The sequence below is a fragment of the Blattabacterium cuenoti genome (genome assembly GCF_014251335.1).
Taxonomy (GTDB): Bacteria; Bacteroidota; Bacteroidia; order Flavobacteriales; family Blattabacteriaceae; genus Blattabacterium; species Blattabacterium cuenoti_G.
Window position 1 is genome coordinate 371,761 of the sequence record NZ_CP059186.1, and the last position, 23,625, is coordinate 395,385.

A 23,625-nucleotide genomic window follows, 5' to 3' on the forward strand; every position below is an offset into this window, starting at 1 on the left:
TATTGATACGTTATTAATAATTAATAAATAAAAATAATACATATATTTATTCTACTGTTACTGATTTTGCCAAATTTCTTGGTTGATCTATGTTTTCTCCACGTATATAAGCTATTTGATAAGCCAATAATTGAAGAGGAATAACAGTTACTAACGGACTAAGTACTTCAGAAATATTTGGAATTTTTATCACGTGATCCGCCAATGTCTTAACTTGAATATCTCCTTCATTGATTATAGCTATAACTTTTCCTTTTCTAGCTTTAATTTCTTGAATATTACCAATAATTTTATCGTAATATCCTTTTTTCGTAGCAATAATAACCACTGGCATCTTTTCATCTATTAAAGCTATAGGACCATGTTTCATTTCTGCAGCAGGGTATCCTTCCGCATGAATATAGGATATTTCTTTTAGTTTTAAAGCTCCTTCTAAAGCTACCGGAAAATTAATACCTCGACCTAAATAGAGAAAATTATTTACATCATGATATACTTGAGATATCTTTTTAATAGTGTCTCCCATTTTCAAAGTATGATCTACTTTTTCTGGAATTGATCCAAGCTCTTTGCATAATAATTTATAACGATTATTATTGATTGTTGATCTATGTTTTCCTATGATCAATGCCAATAAAACAAGAACTGTAATCTGTGCAGTAAAAGCTTTTGTAGAAGCAACTCCTATTTCAGGCCCCGCATGTGTATAAGCTCCTGCATCTACATTTCGTGCAATAGATGATCCTACTACATTACAAATTCCAAAAACAAAAGCTCCTTTTTTTTTTGCTAATTTTAAAGCAGCTAAAGTATCGGCTGTTTCTCCTGATTGGGAAATTACAATTACGACATCTTTTTTACCTATAATAGGATTTCTGTATCGAAATTCAGAAGCATATTCTACCTCCACTGGAATACGAGTAAGCTCCTCTAATAAATATTCTCCAATTAAACTAGCATGCCATGAGGTTCCACATGCTACTATAGTTATGCTTTTAGCATTGACAAAAATATCTTTGTTAGATTCAATTCCATTAATACAAATAATTTTTTCAGAAATTAATAATCGACCTCGTAAAGTATCTAAAATTGTTTTAGGTTGTTCATATATTTCTTTTAACATGAAATATTTATATTCTCCTTTTTCAATTTTTTTTAGATTGATTTTAAGTTTTTTAATAATTGGATTTAATTTATGATTATCTATAATCTTTCTAAGATCCAGATCTTTTCCTTTTTTAAGAATAGCCATTTCTCCATCTTTTAAATAAATAACATTTTTGGTATAATCTATAAAGGAAATGGGATCAGATGCAACAAAAAATTCTTGATTATTAATCCCTAAAGATAAAGGACTTCCCAATTTCGCAATAATAATTGTTTCAGGATGAGATTTTTCCACGACAGCAATAGAATAAGCTCCCACAATTTCATTCAGAGAAATTCTTACTGCTTCTTCTAAAGATAATTTATTTTCTTTTTTTAAATATTCAATCAAATTTACAAGTACTTCTGTATCTGTTTTGCTTTTAAAAGTAAAACCATTTTTCAATAAAATAATTTTGATAGCATAATAATTCTCTATAATTCCATTATGAATTATAATAAGTTCATTTGAATTAGAAACATGAGGATGTGCATTAATATCATCTGGTATTCCATGAGTAGCCCATCTTGTATGACCTATTCCCGTTGTTCCTTTTATTTGAATTTTACTAGAAATAATTTTTTTCTCCAATTCATAAACTCTTCCTTTACTTTTATATAGATTATATCCATTTTTGTAAAAAACGGCAATACCAGAACTATCATATCCTCTATATTCCAATTTTTTTAATCCATTAATTAGAATAGGATAAGCTTCTTTATCTCCCAAATAACCAATTATACCACACATTCTAGATAAAATTAGAAGTTTTTATCTATTTTAATTTATCTGTTCTAAAACAGTTTCTTTATAAAATTGTTGATATACGGTTTCTATCTCTTCTACAGGATAATATTTTAATACTAACAACTTATTTTCTTTTATGTAATCTTCTATTTCTTCTGGAAAAGAAAGATCTCCTTTTATAATAGAATCCGAAAAATACATACATAATTTTATTAGATTAAAATAATTTGGATTTTCTAACAATTTTAATTTCCTAGATTTGATTCCATCAAATTTTATTTTTTGAATAATATCTTTATTTAAAGACCCTTTAAAAGGTTTATTGTAAATAGATACAACAATTTTTACATTTTGATACACTGGATCAGTTTTATAAAAATTTTTAATGTATAAAGGAATAAAAGAGCTCATCCATCCATATATATGAATTATATCAGGTTTCCAATTTAATTTTTTGACAGTTTCTAAAATACCTTTTGTAAAAAATAAAGCTCTCTCATCATTATCTGGAAAAAAAATTCCATTTTCGTCTTCATCTATTGCTTTTCTTTTAAAATATTCTTCATTGTCTATAAAATAAACCTGTAACCTAGCATCAGGAATAGATGCTACTTTTATCAATAATGGTTGATCAATATCATTGATTATTAAATTCATGCCTGATAAACGAATAACTTCATGTAACTGATGCCTTCTTTCATTTATTACTCCAAAACGAGGCATAAATATACGTACATCGTTTCCTATTGATTGCATAAATTTAGTGGCTTTCAATACCGATAAAGATATCGAATTCTCTGAAGAAAAGGGAAATAAATCAGAAGAAACATATAATATACGTTTACCTGTCATCTTAGAGTTATTTTTATTTTTTATATATAGTAAAAAAACGGATCATTGCAAATATAATAAATAATATCCTAAGTTTAATAACAAGTATCTAAAAATCTATAGTTTATAGATAGATATGTTTTTATCATGAAAAAAGAAAGAAAAATAAAAAAAAAACATTATAATAATTTATCCACAGGATTTATTAATGTAACTAGTCATGGATATGCATTTGTTCATATCAACGAATTTAAAAAAGATATTTTTATTCCAAAACATAAAACGAATAGAGCTTTAGAAGGTGATTTAGTAAAAGTTAGATTTTCCTTTACGAAGAAAGGAATGAAAATGGAAGGAGAGGTACTAAAAATAATCAAAAGAAAAACTAAAAAATTTATTGGCATATTAAAACTTGACGTTCAATCTAAATATGGAATTGTACATAATCATAATATTCATGTAGATATATTAATCCCCATACAAAAATTGGAAAATAGCCATCACAATGATAAAGTATTAGTTCAAATCATATCATGGCCTAAAAAATTTAAAAATCCTTTTGGAAAAATCGTAAAAGTATTTGGATCTTCTGGGGAATATAAAACAGAAATTTCTTCTTTATTGGAAGAATATGGAATATCGTATAAATTTTCCAAAAAAATTGAAAATGAAGCTAATAAAATTTTTTCCCAAAAAAATTTAGACATGAACTTGAGAAGAGACATGCGAGATGTCAATACTTTTACTATAGACCCTTTGAATGCAAAAGATTTTGATGATGCTCTTTCAATCAGAAAATTGAACTTTGATACTTGGGAAATAGGAGTGCATATATCTGATGTTTCTCATTATATAAAAGAAGGAAGTTTATTAGATCAAGAAGCATATTATCGTGCTACATCTATTTATTTTGTCGGAGAGGTGATTCCTATGTTTCCTACAATATTATCTAATGATCTATGCTCTCTACAACCAAAAAAAGATAAATTAAGTTTTTCCTATATTTTTAATATAAATAATCAAGGAAAAATATTGAATAATTGGTTTGGAAAAACTATAATACAATCTAACAAAAAATTTACATATGATGAAGTTCAGTGTATTATAGATCAAAAAAAAGGAGACTATTATGAAGAGATTTACACATTATTTTTGTTTTCTAAAATATTAATTCGAAATCGGTTAAAAAATGGAGGAATTTATCTAGAAAAAGTAGAAGTAAAATTTCATTTAGATGAGGAAAATAATCCAATATCTTTACATATGGAAAAAAACAATGATGCACATCGTTTAATTGAAGAATTTATGTTATTAACAAATCGAAAAATTTCAGAATTTGTTAGCTTAAATTTAGATGGAGCTCCTTCTAATAAACTTTATATTTATAGAGTACATGATGTACCTGATTTTCAGAAAATTTTCTTTCTTAAAAAAGTTATAGAACCTTTAGGTTATTTTTTAGATTTAAAAAATATAAAAATCTCTATTAATCATTTACTAAAAAAGATTAAAGGAAAACCAGAACAAAATATAATTGAAAATTTAATTCTTCGTGCCATGAGTAAAGCCAAATATTCCACAAAAAATATAGGTCATTATGGTTTGTCTTTCATCTATTATACTCATTTTACTTCTCCCATAAGAAGATATTCAGATATAATAGCACATCGTTTATTATATTATTATTTAACGAATAAAAATGAAGAATACAAGTTAAAAACAATAGAATTTTATGAAAAACAATCTCAACATTGCAGTTATAAAGAACGTTTAGCTATAGATGCAGAAAGAGATTTTCTAAAATATATACAAGTTAAATATATAAAAAAATTTATAGGAAAAGAATTTGATGGGATTATTACTGGATTTACTGATTGGAGCGTTTATATTGATTTACTATTATTTCAAACTGAAGGAATGGTAAGGTTACGTGATATTAAAGAAGATTCTTATGTTCTGAATTCAAATAATTATAGTATCATTGGGAAAAAAAAAAGGAAAATTTATCATTTAGGAGATAAAGTAAGAGTAAAGCTTATTAACGTCAATATGGAAAAAAAACAAATTATCCTTACTTGGATATAAATAAATTTATATTCTAACTGTAGAAGGGACAAATATAGTATAATCTCCTCCATTTTTTATAACGTCTCTTACAATATAAGAACTAATATGAGATTTTTCATAAGAAGAGAAAAGATAAACAGTTTCAATAACATGTTTTTTATATAATTCTTTATTAGCAATAAATATATTTTTTTCAAATTCAAAATCTAATTGATTTCGAATGCCTCTTAATAAAAATTTAGCTTTTTTTTTTATACAAAAAGAAATAGTTAATCCGTTAAATGAATCAATTTCTATTTTTTGTGATAAACCTAAAAAAGTTTTTTGTATCCACTTTTTTCTCTTTTTAAGAGAAAACATATTTTTTTTTTCAAAATTTTTTCCAATAGCTATAATAATTTTATCAAATAAATTTAAAGCTCTAAGAATAATATCATAATGTCCTAAAGTAATGGGATCAAAAGATCCAGGAAATACTGCTATTTTTTTATTCATAATAAATATATTTTTTACTATAATAAACAAAGTAAAAAAACATAATTTATTTTTGCTTCTGCAACTTATTATTATAATAATGAATAAATCATGTTCCGATTGTTTAAATAAATGTGCAAAAAAAGAAAATATTATTCAAGAAAAACGATGTTACAAACCTAATACATTGGATTGGTTATCCAATATTCAATCTCCTTTTGAATATCAAAAATATGATATTGTAGAAATACAATTTAAAAATGATAGAAAAGAATTTTTTTTTAATCAAGAAAAAATATTCCTTAATCAAGGAGACATTGTTACTGTAGAAGCAAAATCAGATATAGGATATGACATAGGTATAGTTTATTTGACTGGAGAATTGGTCCAATTACAAATAAGAAATCAAAGTATTAACTCAAATACTTTTAAAAAAATATACAGAAAATCAACATATAAAGAAATAAATATTTGGAAATCTTTTAAAAGAAAAGAATTTACAACTCTTTTAAAAGCTAAAAAAATTGCAAAAAATTTAAATCTTTCTATGAAAATTAGTGATGTAGAATATCAAGGAGATGGAGAAAAAGCTATTTTTTATTATACAGCTGAAAACAGAGTTGATTTTAGAAAATTGGTTAAAGAATTTGCTTTTTATTTTCATACACGTATAGAAATGCGTCAAATAGGATATAGACAAGAAGCGGCAAAAATTGGTGGAATCGGTTCTTGCGGTAGGGAACTTTGTTGTTCCACTTGGTTAAAAAATTTTAAAAGTGTAACAACTAATTCAGCAAGATATCAACAACTTTCCATTAATATTCAAAAATTAACAGGACAATGTAGTAAATTAAAATGTTGTTTGAATTATGAATTAGATGCTTACTTAGATGCTATAAAAAATTTTCCGGATTTTAACAGTAAAATTCATACAGAAAAAGGAATTGCTCAATGTATGAAAATTGATGTTTTTAAACAGGAAATGTGGTTTTCTTATGTTAAGACCCCTAATACTTGGTTTAGAATAAAAGTAAAAAAAATTAAAGATATTTTAGAAAAAAATAAAATATCACCTCCTTTAGAGGAATTATCAACTATCAATATCATTCAAAAAACAGAATTAACATTTAAAGATTTATCTATATAAAATAATTTTATACGTGTATAAAAAAAGTATAAAAATAAATTCTTATTTCATTAGACTTATTTTTTATTTTTGGTTTTTATTTATTATAGGAATAAGTATTATCATTAGTATTTTTTATGCAGCTTCTAAAGGTTATTTAGGTACTTTACCTAGTACTAAGGATATAGAAAATCCTGGAATGAAAGTAGGATCAGAAGTATATGATTCTAATGGAATATTATTGGGTAGATTTTTTTCCGAAAATAGAACTTTAGTTAATTATAAACAACTTCCAAAAAATCTTGTAAATGCACTCCTTGCGAAAGAAGATATTCGTTTTAAATATCATTCTGGAATAGATGCTAAATCTTTTCTTAGAGCAATTCTTTCTTTAGGAAAAAAAGGAGGAGGAAGTACCATTTCACAACAGTTGGCTAAACTTCTTTTTACAGGACCATCTGCAAAAAATAAATTAGAAAGAATTCATCAAAAACTTTTAGAATGGGTAATGGCTATTGAATTAGAAAAACGTTATACAAAGGAAGAAATTATTACTATGTATTATAATAAATTTGATTTTTTGTATAACGCAAAAGGAATAGAAACTGCAGCTCATACTTATTTTAATAAAAAAGTTTCTGACCTAAATTTAGGAGAATGTGCTGTATTAGTTGGAATGCTAGAAAATCCTTCTTTATATAATCCAAAAAATTATCCTTATAGAGCTAAAAAACAAAGGAATTTGGTTTTACGTCAAATGAGAAAATATAATTTATTAAATACACATAAATATAAAAAAGAGTTAGAAAAACCTGTAGAAATAAATTTTAAAATACAAAAAAAAGACTTTGAGTTACTTACTTATTATGGTGAATTCTTAAAAAAAGAAATACAAGAAGCTTTAGAAGAACATGAAAAAAAAACTGGACAAAAACTTAATCTTTATTCTAGTGGATTAAAAATATATACATCTATTGATGCTAAAATGCAAAATTATGCAGAGGAAGCAGTAAAAAAACATCTCAGTAAATTACAAATTTTATTTAATCGTTTTCAAAAAACGAATAAAAATGCTCCATTTTTAAATATTACTCCGGAAAAAACAAAAAGAATCCTGATATCTGCTATGCACAGAACTTCTCTTTACCAAGATTTAAGACAAAAAGGGTTAACAGAAGAAAAAATTGTAAAAGAATTTCAAAAACCACAATTAATCAAATTATTTACTTGGAAGGGATCGAAAAAAGTATTTATGTCTCCATGGGATTTTATTCGGTATCAAAAAAGTATTATTCAAGCAGGCATGTTATCCGTGGAATCTTCTACTGGATTTATTAAAGCATGGGTAGGAGGAATAGATTTTAATTATTTTCAATATGATCATGTCGCACAAACACAACGTCAGGTCGGTTCTGTTTTTAAACCTATTTTATATGCGGCAGCTATTAATGAGTTACATTATAATCCTTGTACAAAAATCTCAAATGAAAAATTTCATTTGGGAAAATGGAGCCCTAGAAACTCTAATGGAAAATACGGAGGGACTCTTACTTTAAAAGATGGTTTAGCTTTTTCCATTAATACAATTTCAGCTCGTTTAATATCCCAAATGACTCCAGGTCCAGTAATTAATTTAGCAAAAAAAATGGGTATAGTATCTATAATACCTGAACATCCATCTATTGCGCTTGGTTCTGCTGATTTAACTTTATATGAAATGACAGGAGCATTCAATACATTCACTAATTATGGAATTTATTTTAAACCCTCTATTTTAGTAAAAATAGAGGATGAAAATGGAAATTTAATTAAAGAACATGTAGATCTTAGTAGAAGACAAGTTTTTAGTGAAGAAGTAGGGTATATGATGTTAAAACTAATGCAAGGAGTCGTTCAATATGGGACAGCAAAAAGGTTACAATCGTACAATCTTACAGGAGATATAGCTGGGAAAACAGGGACTACTAATGAAAATTCAGATGGATGGTTTATAGGAATGATTCCTAATTTAACCACTGGTGTTTGGGTAGGATGGGAGGATAGATTTTCTCATTTTGAGAATATTAAACTTGGACAAGGAGCAAATATGGCTTTACCTATATGGGCATATTACATGAAAAGTTTGTATAGAGATATTAATTTAATTTATCATGATAAATTATTGTTTCACAAACCTAAAAATTATCAATCTAATTGGGATCATTGTAATGAAATTCATCTCAAAGAAGAAAACGTAATTAATGAAGAAAAAAAAGAGGAAGAAAAAAATTCTTTAAAAGAAGAAATTATAGATTACGATGGTAAGTTAAACTTAGAAAACAACAAAGATTATGATAAATAAATAGTATATGATAAAAAAAATATTAATATTGGATAAAAATCATCCTTTTATTATATATAAGTTAAAAAAAGAAGGATTTATTTGTGATGAAAATTACAAGGACTCAACAGATAAAATTGATATATCGTCATATGATGGTATTATTTTAAGAAGTAGGTTAAAAATAGATAAAAAATTTATTGAAAAAGCTACAAAATTGAAGTTTATAGCTCGAATTGGATCTGGAACAGAAAATATAGATAAAGATTGTGCTATAAAAAAAGGAATAACTTTAATTTCTTCTCCAGAAGGAAATAAAGACGCGGTAGCAGAACATGCTATAGGTATGTTACTATGTATGATGAATCATATTATTCGTTCACACCAACAAATAATTACAAAAAAAAAATGGAGTAGAGAGATGAATAGAGGAATAGAAATTATGGGAAAAACAATAGGAATTATTGGATATGGAAATACAGGAAAGGCTTTTGCAAAAAAATTATCAGGTTTTGATGCTAAAATATTATGTTATGATATCCTACCTAAAGTAGGAGATATTTATGGAAAACAAGTAAATATGAATACGATTTTTAAAAAATCAGATGTAGTGAGTTTACACGTACCTTATACACAGAAAACAAAAGGAATGATAAATTATAATTTTATAAAAAAATTTTGCAAACCTTTTTATTTTATAAATACTTCTCGTGGAGGGTGTGTAATTACAAGTCATTTAGCGGAAGCATTAAAAAATAGAAAAATATATGGAGCATGTTTAGATGTTTTAGAATATGAAAATTTTTCCTATAGTGATATTTTAAGCCAACAGAAACTTACCAAAAGTTTTCTTTATCTTATTCATTCTAATAAAGTGATATTAACACCACATATTGCAGGATGGACTAAAGAATCAAAATATAAAATGGATAAAAAAATTGTAGAAAAAATCATTTTTTTAAATCATAAACTAAATACAACATAATTTTAATACGATATTATATAAAATTATAATATTATATATCATATGAATAAATATATTCTTATTCAGAATAAGTATATATTATTTATATAAAAAAAAAGAAAAGTCCTAACAAAAATTAATTCGGAAATTATTTTTAATTACATTTTTTATTTTGTAATAAAGTCATATTTTTATTATTCAATAATTAAAATTCAGTATACATCTTTTAAGTATCTTCCTTCTTTTTTCATTTTGTTTATAAAAAGTTTTGAATCACATTTTCCTACTTTCTCTATCACTTGACAAATCATTTTTTCTACATCTAGACTCATAGGAATTTTATTTCCACAAAGATAAACATAGGCTCCATTTTTGATCCAAGAAAAAAATTCTATTTTATTTTCCCATATTTTATTCTGCACATAAACTTTTTTTTCCTGGTCTCTAGAAAAAGAGAAATTAACACGATGAAGAATTCCTTTTATTTTCCAATTTTGGATTTCTGTTTGATATAAAAAATTTTTATGAAAGTGTTGATCTCCAAAAAATAACCAATTTTTACCCGTTGCTTTTGTTGCTTCTCTTTCATATAAAAAAGAGCGAAAAGGAGCAATTCCAGTACCGGGGCCAATAAGAATTATATCCTTATCTGGATTGGGTAATTTAAATATTCGATTTTTATAAATGAAAAAAAATAATTTATATCCTATTTTAAGTTTAGATAAAAAATCGGAACAATGACCATATACAGTATTTCCATTTAATAGAAAACGATGACGAGATACAGTAATATGTATTTCGTTTCCATGAGTTGTAGGAGAAGAAGAAATAGAATAGAGTCTAGGTTTTATAGGTTCCATAATTTTTATCAAATCTTTTAAAGAATATTTATTTTCTATAGGAAATTTTGTTAAAAGATCAACAAGTTTCCATTTATAATTTAAAAAAACATTTTTATCTTTCGATAAAGAAGAATATTTTTTCAAAAAATTTTCCGATAAAGAAAGAATATTTAGATTTTTCTTAAAAAGATCAAATATTTTATTTTTTTCTTCGTTTTCATATCTTTCGAGTTCTTTTTTCTTATTTTTATTGATATATTCTATAATGTTATTCACTTCTCTATAAGGGTTTTCTGGAAAAATACCTATAGAATCCCCAGGAGAATATTTAATTTTATTTTTAACGTAAATTTCAATATGATGAATTTCTTTATCAGATTCTCTTTCTTGATCATTTAAAATTATATTATTTGAAATATATCCGGAAATTTTCCGGTTTCTATTTTCCGTATTTATTCCATATTTTTTTTTTTTTAAAAAATTTATAATTTCGGAAAACCATTTGTATCCCTGATTTTCATAATCAACATCGCATTTATATAATGGAACAATTCTTTTCGCCCCTATATCATGTAAACGTTTATCTATATCGACTCCTGCTTTACAAAAATAAGTATAAGATTTATCTCCCAATGCCAATACGCTATATTTCATATTTTTTAGGAAAATATTTTTATTATGATGAATAAAATCAAAAAAAGATTTTGCAGAAGAAGGGGGCTCTCCTTCCCCATGCGTACTCATTATGATGAAAAAATAATCTTCTTTTTCTAAATCTTTCAAGCAATATTGATCTAAATCGATTAATTTTATTTGTAATTTTTCTTTTTTTACTTTTTGATAGATATCAAATGCTAAATTTTTTGCGTTTCCTGTTTCCGTTCCATAAACTAATGTAATTTTCTGTTCCTCTTTTTTTTTTGTAAATTTTTTAATATTATTCTTTAAGAATCCAGACATATAACCACACATCCATATAATTTCTTCTTGAGAAGATTCTTGTATTAACTTAAAAAATGTTTTATTATTTGGTTCAGATAACATTTTGATTTTTTTTATAAAAACACTAATACAATACTTACTTAGTAACACTATTAAACTATAACCTATAACAAATATTATTTAAAATAATTTTATTATTTAAAAATATCAGCATTAAATATAATTCAATATAGAACTACAATTTTTTTATAATATAAAATTTTTATATGTTATACTCATTTCTTCTATCTTATATCTTAAGTTTTCATAAAATTTAATTGGAATTAACATAATTTGTATTATAAAACGTACTAGATCCAACTAAACTAAAAACTAAAAGAGCGTATAATAAAATAAAAAAAATTTATAACTATACTCTAACTGATATAACTCTTAATTCTTATATCTTTTATAAGAATTCTTTTCATTATCATTTCATTATATTGAAATATTTAATCCATTTTAAACAATACAAAGAAAAAAAAATGAATTTATAAAAATAGTTTTATACATATACAGGGTAATTTAATTTACCACATACAATAATATTATTAATTTTTACAAAAAAATTAAATCTTGTTTATGAAAAAAGATTATCAACTGATAAATATCTTTCTCCAGTATCATAATTCACCGTCAATATTGTAGATTCTTTTGAAAATTTAGATAATTGTTTTTTTATAGCAGATAATGAAGCTCCAGTAGATATTCCAACAAGAATTCCTTCTTTTTTTGCTGTTTGTTGAACATAATAAAAAGCTTCTTCTTTAGATACCAAAAAAGATCCATCTAATATTTTTCTATTCAAAATAGATGGGATAAAACCTGCGCCTAATCCTTGTAAAGCATGCGGATTAGCTGTCCCTCCAAATATAACTGGAGATTCTATAGGTTCTACAGAAAAAATTTTGATATTAGGGTACTGATTTTTTAATACTTCTCCTATTCCAGTAATATGACCTCCAGTCCCTACTCCTGTAATGAAATAATCTATTCCATTAGGGAAAGCATTGATTATTTCTCTTGCTGTTGTCTTCTTATGTATATTCGGATTTGAAACATTATCAAATTGTTTCGGCATCCAGGAATTCGGAATAGTATTAGTTAATTCTTCTGCTTTTTTAATAGCTCCTCTCATTCCATCTTCTTTTGGAGTGAGTACGAATTTTGCTCCGAAAATAGAAAATAATTTCCTTCTCTCCATGCTCATAGATTCTGGCATAACTAAAATAAGACGATATTCTTTCACAGAACAAACCATTGCTAATCCTATTCCTGTATTTCCAGAAGTAGGCTCTATAATAATATCTCCTTTATGAATAATTTCTTTTTTTTCTGCATCTTCTATCATGGATAAAGCTATTCTATCTTTAATACTTCCTCCAGGATTATTTTTTTCCAATTTCATCCATACTTTATGATTAGGAAATAATTTTTTAAGACGTACATGAGGAGTATTTCCAATAGTTTTTAAAATACTATCAACTTTCATTTTTCATTTTTTTTTTTTATTATATCATAAAATTAATAGGATCAGGAAAAGGACTATTATTTCTCATTTTTATTTCGCTTTTTTGATATACTATAGAAAAAGGAGGGACACTTTTTGTTACCCAAACATTACCTCCAAGTACACTATCATGACCTATTATAGTTTCTCCCCCTAAAACAGTAGCTCCAGCATAAATTGTAACTTGATCTTCTATCGTTGGATGACGTTTTGTATTTGATAGTTTTTTATCTACATAAATAGCACCTAAAGTTACACCTTGATATATTTTAACTTTATCTCCTATTTTTGTACTAGAACCTATCACTATTCCTGTTCCATGATCAATAGCAAAAGCTTTTCCTATTTTTGCAGATGCATGAATATCCACTCCAGTTTTACTATGTGCATATTCTGTAATCAATCTTGGAATAATTGGAATTTTTTGAATCCATAATTGATGTGCAATTCTATATAATGCAGTAGCAAAAAAACCAGGATAAGAAAGAAAAATTTCTTCTATGACTGTTGCTGCAGGATCCGATTTCAATATTGCATTAGCATCTATTATTAACGTTTGATAAATATTAGGAACTTTTTGAAAAAAAATTTTAGTAAGATTATCAGAATCTTTTTCTTTGATATTCAATTCTATAAAAATTTCACATAAAAGTTCTTGTAATTTATCGTAATTTTTTCTAAAAAGAACTACATTATTCAAAATATCCTGATCTGGAGTAAATAAAATGTAAAATAATTTATTCACAAAATTTTCAGATTTCTTTTTATCAGGATAAGTATCTTTATTTTTATTATTTTCAAATATGGTTGTTAAAAAATCTAACATTTATTTTTTTTATTATATCATATATTTCGAGTACAGGGCTAAATTAAATATGATTTAATATAATATATTATTATAGAAAATCGGACTTATATTTGTGTTTTTTATATTTTTCAAACACAAATCATCAACATTAGCATTATACTAAACGTTTACGTATAAATGAATTTTGATCCTATTTTATTTAAAATATTACTGATTTTTATTAAATCATCTTCTGCTACTAACATAGTTTTAATAAATAAATATAAAACTCTACAAGAGTCTATGAAGTACGTTTTATTTTATATTATATAAAAAACAGAAATAAAGTTCCTATAATTGTAAAAATTTCTATTTCTTTATAAGAAAGAACTAGAAAGTATTTTTCATTTACAAATACAGAAAAAATTAATTTATTTTTTAAGAATCATATCCCTATGAAATAAATAATTACGCAAATATAAGAATTTCTTTTTTTTAAAAAAACATGTTATATTCATAATAAATTTTTCAAAATTCATGAAAAAAATTAAAGTTAGTAAACCTATAGTAGAAATAGATGGAGATGAAATGGCTAGAGTTATATGGAAGTATATAAAAGAATATTTTATTTTTCCTTATTTAGATATAAATATTATCTATTTTGATTTAGGAATAGAAAATAGAAATATTACAAATGATCAAATCACTATAGATGCTGCTTATGCTATAAAAAAATATAATGTAGGAATTAAATGTGCTACAATTACACCAGATGAAGATAGAATGAAAGAATTTAATCTAAAAACAATGTGGAAGTCTCCAAATGGAACTATTAGAAATATTATTAATGGAACAGTTTTTAGAGAGCCTATTATAGTAAAAAATATTCCTCGTTTGATTCCAAGTTGGATAAATCCCATATGTGTAGCTAGACATGCTTATGCCGATCAATATCAAGCTAAAGATTTTTTTATTGAGGGAAAAGGAAAATTATATATTTATTTCATGCCAGATGATAATAAAAAAAATAAATCAATAAAATTTAAAATTCATCATTTCATAGGTAGCGGTATCGCTATGGGAATGTACAATACAGATGAATCTATTTATGGATTTGCTCGTTCTTGTTTTAATTATTCTGTATATAAAAAATGGCCTCTTTTTTTATCTACTAAAAATACTATATTGAAAGTATATGATGGAAGATTTAAAAATATATTTCAAGAAATATATAATAATGAATTTAAATCAAAGTTTGAAAAACTACAGATTACTTATGAACACCGATTAATTGATGATATGATAGCAAAAGCTATTAAATCAAATGGAAAATTTATATGGGCCTGCAAAAACTATGATGGAGATGTTCTATCTGATTGTGTAGCTCAAGGATTTGGTTCACTAGGAATGATGACTTCTGTTTTAATTACTCCAGATGGAAAAACTTTAGAATCTGAAGCTGTTCACGGAACTATCACGAGACATTATAGATTACATCAAAAAGGAGAAGAAACATCTACTAATCCTATTTCTTCTATTTTTTCTTGGACTCGTGGCCTTAAACATCGTGCTCTTCTAGATAAAAATAGAAATTTAAAGTTTTTTTCGGAAAAAATGGAAAAAGCATGCATAGATTTTATAGAATCTGGAAATATGACTAAAGATTTATTTCAATTATCTTACAAAGATGAGAAAAAAAGTAACTATTTAAATACTAAAACTTTTATAAAAAAACTAAAAATTTTTTTTGATGAAAGAATAAATACATAAAATATATGTATTATATTTTTATTAATTTTTTAGTAATTTTTTTTCTCTTAAATTTATCTAATAAATTATTTGTAAAATGAGAAATAAAAAAAATATTTTTTGGTTTATAAAATTTATTTTTACCATTAAAAATAGTATCTGGAATATGTAATGGAAAAGGATTTCCTTCAATAACTAATATGATTTTTTCTCCTAATATTTTGTCCGGAATTGAGGATATGAAAAATCGTTTTTCATAAGGAATAAAAAAACTAATTTCTTTTTCTATTAATTCAGGAATAATTTTAATACCTCCACTATTAATAACATTATCATATCTACCTATCCAAGTAAATGTGTTTTTAGATATTATATGAACAATATCATTTGTTTGCACAAATGAATTCATACAACATGTAGAAGAAATACCCAAACAATTCCTACTATCTACACTTAAAGAAATATCTTGAAATGATTCATAAAAAACAGATTTATTTAATCCATTAATTCTTTTTATAGCAATATGACCTAAAGTCTCTGTCATTCCATAAGTGGCATAACAAATTGTTGAAATATTTTGCAATTTTTTTTCTAAAAAATTAGAAATAGAATGTCCTCCTATTAAAATAATTTTAATATTTTTTAAATATTTTAAACTAAAAAAAACTTGCACCGGAACCATTGATGTAATATCAAAATATTCTTCAATATTTTTTAAAGGATTGGATGATGGAGGAACACAATATATTTTCCATTTAAAAATGATAGCACGTACTAAAAACATTTTAGCAGCTATAAAATCTGGAGATAAACATAATAATCCTTTAACTCCTTTTTCTTTTAATTTTAAAAATTCTACAGTTTTTGTAGCTCTTTCATACATATATTTTTTACGTAAAAAAATAACTTTAGGAACTCCTGTTGTTCCAGAAGTTAAAGATGATAATATAGGTTTATTATCATACCAATTTTTTAAAAAAGAAAAAATAGCTTTTTTCCAAAAATCCTTTTTTTTATTGAAAAAAAAAGAAGAAGTCAATATTTCTTTAGAAGAAAAATCTATCCACATTTTTTTATGTATTTAATAAAATTTTTATTTTCCATTTTTCAAATGGATTATTCCAAATAGAACCTTTTTTAATTTCTAAAGAAGAAATCCAATTATTTAGATATAAAATTCCAGTATTTAATCCATGAGTATCTTGATTATTATATTTTTTTTGCATAATAAAAGTCCATTGAGCAATAGCATTAATTCCAATGTCACTTTCCAAAGAAGAACTGATATACCATTTTATTTTTCTTTTATTAGCTTCTAATATCCATTCTTCAGATCCATAAAATCCACCATTTATACTCGGTTTCAATATAATATATTTAGGCTGAATAACATCCAATAACTTTTTTTTTTCTTTTAATATATTAACATTTCCTAATTCTTCATCTAATGCTACAGGTAATTTTGATTTTTCACATATTTCTGACATAATTTTCCAATTACCAGGTAATATTGGTTGTTCCATTGAATCAATAATATCTAAATCATAAAATTTATTTAAGTAATATAAAGCTTCCTCAATATTTTTGAAACAACCATTTGCGTCTACACGTATCTTTATAAATGGATATTTTTTTCTAATTTCTTTTAAAACAAAATACTGATTATTAAATAATTCTGCATTTATCTTCATTTTTATCAATGAGAACCCTTTAATAATTCGATTTTCCATTTCTTTTATTGCATATTTTATATTATTAAAAGAATTTAACCACATTAAACTGTTTATAGGAATTCCTTTTTTTCCATGAGTAAATTCAGAATGATATAACACAGGAAATTTAGTTTTTAAACTTAAAAAAGCTTGTTCCAATCCAAATAAAATAGATGAATATGAAATATATTTATAATAAAAATATATTTCTGTTCTTTTTATATAAAGAATCCTTTTAGAAAGATTTATTAACTCTATTTCAAATTTTTTTAAATTTTTTAAAGCAGATTGATCCAATATTGGATTACATTCTCCTATTCCTATATTATTATTTTGTGTTAATATAATAAACCATATAATATTTTTTTTAAATTTTCTATTAGAATTAAATATTTTTTCACTAAAAAAAAACGTTTTTTTTTTCAAGTAACAATTAATCTCTCTATGCTTATTCATTTATTTATTATACATTAAACATATATAGTCTCTCCCTTTTCCAATAAAATTAATTCTTTTCCTTTTTCAAAAAACCTTTTTTTTGCTTGTTTTTTATCAATTCGAATATCATCAAAAGTATCATAATGAACTCCTAATATTTTTTCAGATTTCAAAAAATCTGAAGCAATAATTGATTCTTCTATATCCATAGTATATTTACCACCTATTGGTAAAATAGAGAGTTTTAATTTTCCAAAATGAGGAATAAGATTCATTTCATAGATTACAGATGTATCACCTGATATATATAAATTTCCTTCATCTGTATGTAAAAGAAACCCACCTGGATTTCCACCATAAGTTCCATCGTTAAAAACACTAGAATGAGCGGCCCAAACATATTTTAATTTTCCAAAAGGAAAAGATATGAAAGAACCATAATTAATTCCATATGTTTTTATTCCTTTTTTATCAAAATAATTAGATATTTCATAATTAGAAATTACTAAAGCGTTATTAAATTTTCGTGCAAATAGCTCTACATCACATACATGATCATAATGTGCATGAGTTAATAAAATATAATCTACTTTTGTAATAAGCTTTAAAAAAGTTGTATTTCTAAAAATAGGATTATCAGAAAAAAAAGGATCTATTAGCAAATATTTATCATGTATTTCTAGTATACATGTACTATGAGAGAAAAAAGTAACTTTCATAAGTTTAATTTAAAAAACAAATTCCTATACTAAATCCATATAAAAAAGTGAGTATTACTAATTTGTTCAATTCTAAATTGAACAATTTTTTTTCTTGTATACAAATTATTTTTTTAATATGTAATATTAAAAAAATAACAATAAAAATAAAAATAAACCATTGATAATAATCAATAATTTTTTGGTTCAAAAATATGAAATATCCTCCTAAAGATATTGAAATCAATATAATCAATGTATGATATAATTTAGCGTATTTTATACCTAACCATACAGCCATAGTATGTTTTCCATTTTCATAATCATTATCCAAATCTCTCATATTATTTAGATTCAAAACTCCTACACTCAAAAATCCTATAGATAAAGAAAGAAAAAATATATCCATAGATAAAGTATGTGTATACAAAAAATAACTTCCTTCTACCGAAAAAATTCCAAAAAAAATCAAAACAAATAAATCACCTATTCCTATTATATATCCATAAGGATAAGGCCCAATAGAATATTTTATAGAACTATACACACATATAAAAATACCTATGAGATATATAAAAAAAATAAAAATATTCTTATATAAAAGAGTATTGTAAAGTAATAAAAAACCAGAAAAAAAAGATAATATAGAAAATATACAGATAGCTTTTTTCATTTCTAACAAAGAAATAAAACCACATTGAATTGCTCTTTTAGGACCTATTCGTCTAGAATTATCTACTCCAGTTATACTATCTCCATAATCATTTGATAAATTTGCCAATATTTGCAATAATAAAGCGGTAATAATACATAAAATATAAGCAATAAAACTTACATTTGTTCTATACTTAGATATAACAAAACTCAAAGTTATTCCAGAAAAAGATAAAGGTAAAGTATGAATACGAGCTGCATAAAACCAAGATTTTAACTTCATAAAAATTTCGTAAATTTTTTAAAATTTGGAGATCTTTTTTCTAAAAAAGCTTTTTTTCCTTCTTGAGATTCTTCCATTAAATAAAACATTAAAGTCGCATCCCCTGTTAATTGCATTAATCCATGTTGTCCATCCAATTCCGCATTTAAACTTCGTTTTATCATCCTTAAAGACATAGGACTTCTTTTTTGTATAATTTTGCACCATTTTATGGTTTCTTTCTCTAATTCTTTTTTCTTCACTACTTTATTAATCAATCCCATTTCTAAAGCTTCTTTAGCAGAATATTTTTTACATAAAAACCACATTTCCCGTGTCTTTTTTTGTCCAATATGACGAGCTAAATAAGAGCATCCAAATCCTCCATCAAAAGAACCTACTTTTGGTCCTACTTGACTAAAAATAGCATTATCAGAAGCTATAGTTAAATCACAAACAACATGCAAGACATGACCTCCTCCTACTGCATAGCCATTTACCATAGCTATGACTGGTTTGGGAATTTCTCTTATTTTTTTGTAAAAATCTAGAATATTCAATCTTGGAATACCATTTTTATCTAAATATCCCCCCAGACCTCTTGTAGTTTGATCACCTCCAGAACAAAAGGATTTTTCTCCAGCTCCAGTTATGATTAATACATCTATATCGCTTCTATTACTACATATATTTATAGCATCTATCATCTCATTTACCGTTTCTACACGAAATGCGTTATGACACCATGGCCTATTAATTTCTATTTTAGAAATCCCTTCTCCAAAAAAAAATAAAATATCTTCATATCTTTTAATCGGAACCCAATTTATAATAGAATTCATAATAAAAAAATTAAAAATTGATGTTTATTTTTACAAAATAAGGAAAAAATAGATTTCATTATGTTATGTATCGTAATATATTATCTATATCTACAGGAGTTTTGATAAGTATTGTGGAAATACTTTACGCTATTCAATTCTTGAAAAAATGGTTTATAAAAACACAATTCATTCCATTAAAAAAATTCAAATATATCTTGACCCAAGCTCCTACTGAATTTTTTATAGTACTAATTTTTTTTTATGCTTTTAGCGCTCTATTAGGGGGAATGATAACCGCTTTTTTTACACGAAAAGCAAAAAAAGCTTATGCTATATTAACAGGGTTTATTTTGTTTTTCATAACATTATTTCATATGTTTTTCTATCCATTTCCATTTTGGTTTAAAATCATAATACTGCCCCTTTTTTTTCCTTTTTCATATATAGGAGGAAATTTTATAGAATTATTACAAAGAAAAAAATGAATAAATTAATAAATAAATAAATCCAGATACATACCCTATTAAAGCAATCCAACTAATTTTTTTTAAGTACCAAAAAAAATCTATTTTTTCCATACTCATAGCTGCCACTCCAGCTGCAGATCCTATCAAAAAAATACTTCCTCCTATTCCAGAAGTATAAGCTATGAAATGCCATAAATCATGATTTATAGGATAAGAAAACATAGCTATAGTAGCAGCTACTAAAGGAACATTATCTATAATAGAAGAGATTAATCCAAATAAAAAAGTTGTTATTTTCCATGTATAAACAGTTTCATTAATCCAATGAGATAGACTATATAATTTACCTATAGATTCTAAAGAAGAAACAGAAAGTAAAATACCTAAGAAAAATAAAATACTAGATATGTCTACTTTTTTAAACGTATCATCTAAAATGGATTTAGATTTATATTTTTTAGATGCTATAAAAAGTATAATTCCTAAAGAAAACATCATTCCCATGTATGGAGGGATACCTATGATAGTTTTAAAAATTGGAACAAGTAACATTAGAAATAAACCTGTTTTTAACATAAAAAATCCTCTATTTATATAATCTTTTGATAGATTATTTTTTTTTATTTGAATATATCCATTAAAAACGGGCATGTAAGATGCTATTAAAGTAGAAATAATCATACATAATACAGATGGTATAAATATTTTTTTTAGAAGATGAATAGTAGTAACTTTATTAGAAATCCATAACATAGTTGTTGTTATATCTCCAATTGGAGACCAAACTCCTCCTGCATTAGCAGATATAATAACTATACCTAAATAATATAAACGATCTTTATAGTTATAAACTATTTTTCTCAAAATAGAAATCATAACCATAGTAGCTGTAAGATTATCTATTATAGCAGATAACAAAAAAGAAACTATACTGATAATCCATAAAAATTTACGTTTTGTATTTGTAAAAAATAATTCTTTTAAAGCTTCAAACCCAGAGAATTTTTCAATAACAGCAATGATAGACATAGCTCCAATAAGAAAAAAAACAATTTCAGATGCTTTTCCTAAATGAAATAATAATAGATATTTAGGATCTTTTTTCAGGATAAAATGTTGATCTAATTCATATTCATAAACAGGAATATTTAAAAATATAATTAAAGACCAACAAATAGCTGCCATCAAAATAGATGGAATAACTTTGTTCACAGAAAAAAAATTCTCAAGAGTAATTAATAAATATCCAAAGATAAAAATTAAAATTACCATTGATTTTTATATTGCTCTATTTTATTTATTATTTAACTCCATTTTGAATAAAATGAATGTTTTCCGAGTGTATTTTCAATACGCAATAATTGATTATATTTTGAAGTTCGTTCAGAACGACACAAAGAACCTGTTTTTATTTGTTCTATATTAAACGCAACAGCAAGATCCGCTATAAAAGAATCTTCAGTCTCTCCAGAACGATGAGATATAATATTTTTATACTTATTCTTTTTTGCTACATGAATTGTTTCAATTGTTTCCGTTAATGTTCCTACTTGATTTACTTTAATTAAAATAGAATTTGCTACTTTTTTTTCTATCCCTTCAAGTAACTTCGTTACCTGTGTAACGAAAAGATCATCTCCAACTAATTGAACTTTATCTCCTATTTCGTGAGTTAATAATTTCCATCCTTCCCAATCATTTTCATCCATACCATCTTCAATAGATATAATTGGATATTTTTTTACTAAATAAGATAAGTAATGAATATGTTCTTCTCTTGATTTTATCGAATTTTTTGTTTTTTTTTCTGATCTTTCGAATTTAGAATAATCATATTCGTTATTTTTATAAAATTCAGAAGCCGCACAATCTATGGCTATTGCTACTTGATCATAAGGTTCATAATTTGCCATATGTATAGCTTCTAATATATGATCTAAAGCATCTTCAACTCCATGAAAATTAGGAGCAAAACCACCTTCATCCCCTACATTTGTAGAAAAACCTTTTTTGGTTAAAAGATTTTTTAGTTTATAAAACACTTTATGTCCCATTTGAAGAGCTTCTATAAAAGTATTTGCTTTAACAGGAACTATCATAAACTCCTGAAAAACTAAAGAAGAAGCATTAGAATGTTTTCCCCCATTTACAATATTTATCAAAGGAATAGGAAGTGAATAAGTATAAATACCTCCTATATATTTATAAAGAGGAATATTTAATTCGTTAGATGCTGCTTTTGCAGTTGCTAGAGATATAGCTAAAATAGCATTTGCTCCTAATCTTTTTTTATTTTCTGTTCCATCTAATTCTAACATTAATTTATCAATATAAATTTGATCTAAAACAGATTTTCCCATTAATTCAGGAGCAATAATGTCATTTACATTTTGAACCGCTTTTAAAACTCCTTTTCCAAAAAAAATATTTTCTTTATTGTCACGTAATTCAAAAGCTTCATTTTCCCCTTTTGATACTCCAGATGGAATAGAAGCACGTCCTAGTATATTCTTTTCTGTTATTACATCTACTTCTACAGTAGGGTTTCCTCTAGAATCTAATATTTGTCTAGCTTGAATATGTTTAATTTTACTCATTATTCACTTTTTTTATTTTTTTTCTGCTACGTCTTACAGATCTAATTTTCTTTTTATAAGTATAAATTTTATTAAAATCCACTAGTTCTATAAGAGAATGAGTGGATTGATCTCCTAAACGATATCCAGTTTTTATTATTCTAGTATATCCACCAGGACGTTCACGGACTTTTTCAAAAAGTTCATTAAATAATTCTGAAACGGCTATTTTATCTCTTAAATACGAAAAAATATTTCTTTTCGAATGAGTTGTATTAACTTTTGATTTTGTGATAATTGGTTCTACATATTTTCTTAATGCTTTAGCCTTAGCTAGAGTAGTGAAAATCCTTTTATTTTTTATAAGAGAAGAAGCCATATTAGAAAGAAGAGATTTACGATGTCCATATTTTCTTCCTAAATGATTATTCTTATTTCTATGATTCATT

General features: G+C 24.9%; 20 protein-coding genes. 6 read left to right on the plus strand and 14 right to left on the minus strand.

The window, feature by feature from the left end; translation table 11 throughout:
- Nucleotides 1–46: 46 nt before the first annotated feature.
- Together glmS and H0H73_RS01760 are read right to left on the minus strand one after the other, a co-directional pair.
- Nucleotides 47–1,897, minus strand: coding sequence for a glutamine--fructose-6-phosphate transaminase (isomerizing) (gene glmS, locus H0H73_RS01755; protein ID WP_185851925.1), 1,851 nt, complete (start codon nt 1,895–1,897; stop codon nt 47–49).
- Between the two features lie 30 nt (nt 1,898–1,927).
- Nucleotides 1,928–2,746, minus strand: coding sequence for a glycogen/starch synthase (locus H0H73_RS01760; RefSeq protein WP_185851926.1), 819 nt, complete (start codon nt 2,744–2,746; stop codon nt 1,928–1,930).
- A 126-nt stretch (nt 2,747–2,872) separates the two neighbouring features.
- Between H0H73_RS01760 and rnr the strand changes: the two genes are divergently transcribed.
- Complete coding sequence (gene rnr, locus H0H73_RS01765; RefSeq protein WP_185851927.1) at nt 2,873–4,810, plus strand: ribonuclease R; 1,938 nt, start codon at nt 2,873–2,875, stop codon at nt 4,808–4,810.
- 6 nt (nt 4,811–4,816) lie between these two features.
- On the opposite strand, the gene coaD is transcribed toward rnr, so the two are convergent.
- Entirely contained in the window at nt 4,817–5,287 is a 471-nt protein-coding gene (gene coaD / locus H0H73_RS01770; protein WP_185851928.1) for a pantetheine-phosphate adenylyltransferase, read from the minus strand.
- Nucleotides 5,288–5,366: 79 nt separating this feature from the next.
- Here coaD and H0H73_RS01775 point away from each other — a divergent pair, with 79 nt between their 5' ends.
- From H0H73_RS01775 to H0H73_RS01785, 3 genes are read left to right on the plus strand one after another with little or no spacing between them, the layout of a single operon-like run.
- Nucleotides 5,367–6,413: a PSP1 domain-containing protein gene (locus tag H0H73_RS01775; protein ID WP_185851929.1), complete on the plus strand. Its 1,047-nt coding sequence runs from the start codon at nt 5,367–5,369 to the stop codon at nt 6,411–6,413.
- Nucleotides 6,414–6,426: 13 nt separating this feature from the next.
- A complete protein-coding gene (locus tag H0H73_RS01780; RefSeq protein ID WP_185851930.1) occupies nt 6,427–8,733 on the plus strand; it encodes a transglycosylase domain-containing protein in 2,307 nt (768 codons plus the stop codon).
- A 7-nt stretch (nt 8,734–8,740) separates the two neighbouring features.
- A complete protein-coding gene (locus tag H0H73_RS01785) occupies nt 8,741–9,697 on the plus strand; it encodes a 2-hydroxyacid dehydrogenase (protein ID WP_185851931.1) in 957 nt (318 codons plus the stop codon).
- A gap of 191 nt (nt 9,698–9,888) precedes the next feature.
- Here the strand turns inward: H0H73_RS01785 and H0H73_RS01790 are convergent, their stop codons facing one another.
- From H0H73_RS01790 to H0H73_RS01800, 3 genes are all read right to left on the minus strand, one after another.
- Nucleotides 9,889–11,562: a diflavin oxidoreductase gene (locus H0H73_RS01790; RefSeq protein ID WP_185851932.1), complete on the minus strand. Its 1,674-nt coding sequence runs from the start codon at nt 11,560–11,562 to the stop codon at nt 9,889–9,891.
- 517 nt (nt 11,563–12,079) lie between these two features.
- On the minus strand, nt 12,080–12,991 hold the full coding sequence (gene cysK, locus H0H73_RS01795; RefSeq protein ID WP_185851933.1) for a cysteine synthase A: 912 nt from the start codon (nt 12,989–12,991) through the stop codon (nt 12,080–12,082).
- A 19-nt stretch (nt 12,992–13,010) separates the two neighbouring features.
- Nucleotides 13,011–13,835, minus strand: coding sequence for a serine O-acetyltransferase (locus tag H0H73_RS01800; RefSeq protein WP_185851934.1), 825 nt, complete (start codon nt 13,833–13,835; stop codon nt 13,011–13,013).
- 498 nt (nt 13,836–14,333) lie between these two features.
- Here H0H73_RS01800 and H0H73_RS01805 point away from each other — a divergent pair, with 498 nt between their 5' ends.
- The gene (locus H0H73_RS01805; protein ID WP_185851935.1) at nt 14,334–15,566 is read left to right on the plus strand and encodes an NADP-dependent isocitrate dehydrogenase; all 1,233 of its coding nucleotides are present in this window, start codon (nt 14,334–14,336) and stop codon (nt 15,564–15,566) included.
- Between the two features lie 10 nt (nt 15,567–15,576).
- On the opposite strand, the gene H0H73_RS01810 is transcribed toward H0H73_RS01805, so the two are convergent.
- Genes H0H73_RS01810 through menB form a run of 5 tightly spaced genes read right to left on the minus strand, consistent with a single transcriptional unit; the run spans nt 15,577 to nt 20,151 of the window.
- The gene (locus H0H73_RS01810) at nt 15,577–16,614 is read right to left on the minus strand and encodes an AMP-binding protein (RefSeq protein WP_185851936.1); all 1,038 of its coding nucleotides are present in this window, start codon (nt 16,612–16,614) and stop codon (nt 15,577–15,579) included.
- A 4-nt stretch (nt 16,615–16,618) separates the two neighbouring features.
- The gene (locus H0H73_RS01815; protein ID WP_185851937.1) at nt 16,619–17,713 is read right to left on the minus strand and encodes an enolase C-terminal domain-like protein; all 1,095 of its coding nucleotides are present in this window, start codon (nt 17,711–17,713) and stop codon (nt 16,619–16,621) included.
- Between the two features lie 14 nt (nt 17,714–17,727).
- Entirely contained in the window at nt 17,728–18,414 is a 687-nt protein-coding gene (locus H0H73_RS01820) for a metal-dependent hydrolase (RefSeq protein ID WP_185851938.1), read from the minus strand.
- A gap of 4 nt (nt 18,415–18,418) precedes the next feature.
- Nucleotides 18,419–19,330 carry a 1,4-dihydroxy-2-naphthoate octaprenyltransferase gene (menA, locus tag H0H73_RS01825; protein ID WP_185851939.1) on the minus strand — a complete coding sequence of 304 codons (912 nt, stop codon included), beginning with the start codon at nt 19,328–19,330 and terminating at the stop codon, nt 18,419–18,421.
- Nucleotides 19,327–20,151 (minus strand): 1,4-dihydroxy-2-naphthoyl-CoA synthase, encoded by an 825-nt coding sequence (gene menB / locus H0H73_RS01830; protein WP_185851940.1) that lies wholly within the window; start codon nt 20,149–20,151, stop codon nt 19,327–19,329. Before menB ends, menA begins: the two co-directional genes overlap by 4 nt.
- A gap of 65 nt (nt 20,152–20,216) precedes the next feature.
- On the opposite strand from menB, the gene H0H73_RS01835 reads away from it, so the two are divergent.
- Nucleotides 20,217–20,618, plus strand: coding sequence for a hypothetical protein (locus tag H0H73_RS01835; protein ID WP_185851941.1), 402 nt, complete (start codon nt 20,217–20,219; stop codon nt 20,616–20,618).
- On the opposite strand, the gene nhaD is transcribed toward H0H73_RS01835, so the two are convergent.
- The 3 genes from nhaD to rplQ are packed head-to-tail and all read right to left on the minus strand — an operon-like array spanning nt 20,601 to nt 23,624.
- A complete protein-coding gene (gene nhaD, locus H0H73_RS01840) occupies nt 20,601–21,872 on the minus strand; it encodes a sodium:proton antiporter NhaD (protein WP_185851942.1) in 1,272 nt (423 codons plus the stop codon). The genes H0H73_RS01835 and nhaD overlap by 18 nt on opposite strands.
- 32 nt (nt 21,873–21,904) lie before the next feature.
- On the minus strand, nt 21,905–23,197 hold the full coding sequence (gene eno / locus H0H73_RS01845) for a phosphopyruvate hydratase (protein WP_185851943.1): 1,293 nt from the start codon (nt 23,195–23,197) through the stop codon (nt 21,905–21,907).
- The gene (rplQ, locus tag H0H73_RS01850; RefSeq protein ID WP_185851944.1) at nt 23,190–23,624 is read right to left on the minus strand and encodes a 50S ribosomal protein L17; all 435 of its coding nucleotides are present in this window, start codon (nt 23,622–23,624) and stop codon (nt 23,190–23,192) included. The genes eno and rplQ overlap by 8 nt, the downstream gene beginning before the upstream one ends.
- Between the last annotated feature and the right edge of the window lies 1 nt (nt 23,625).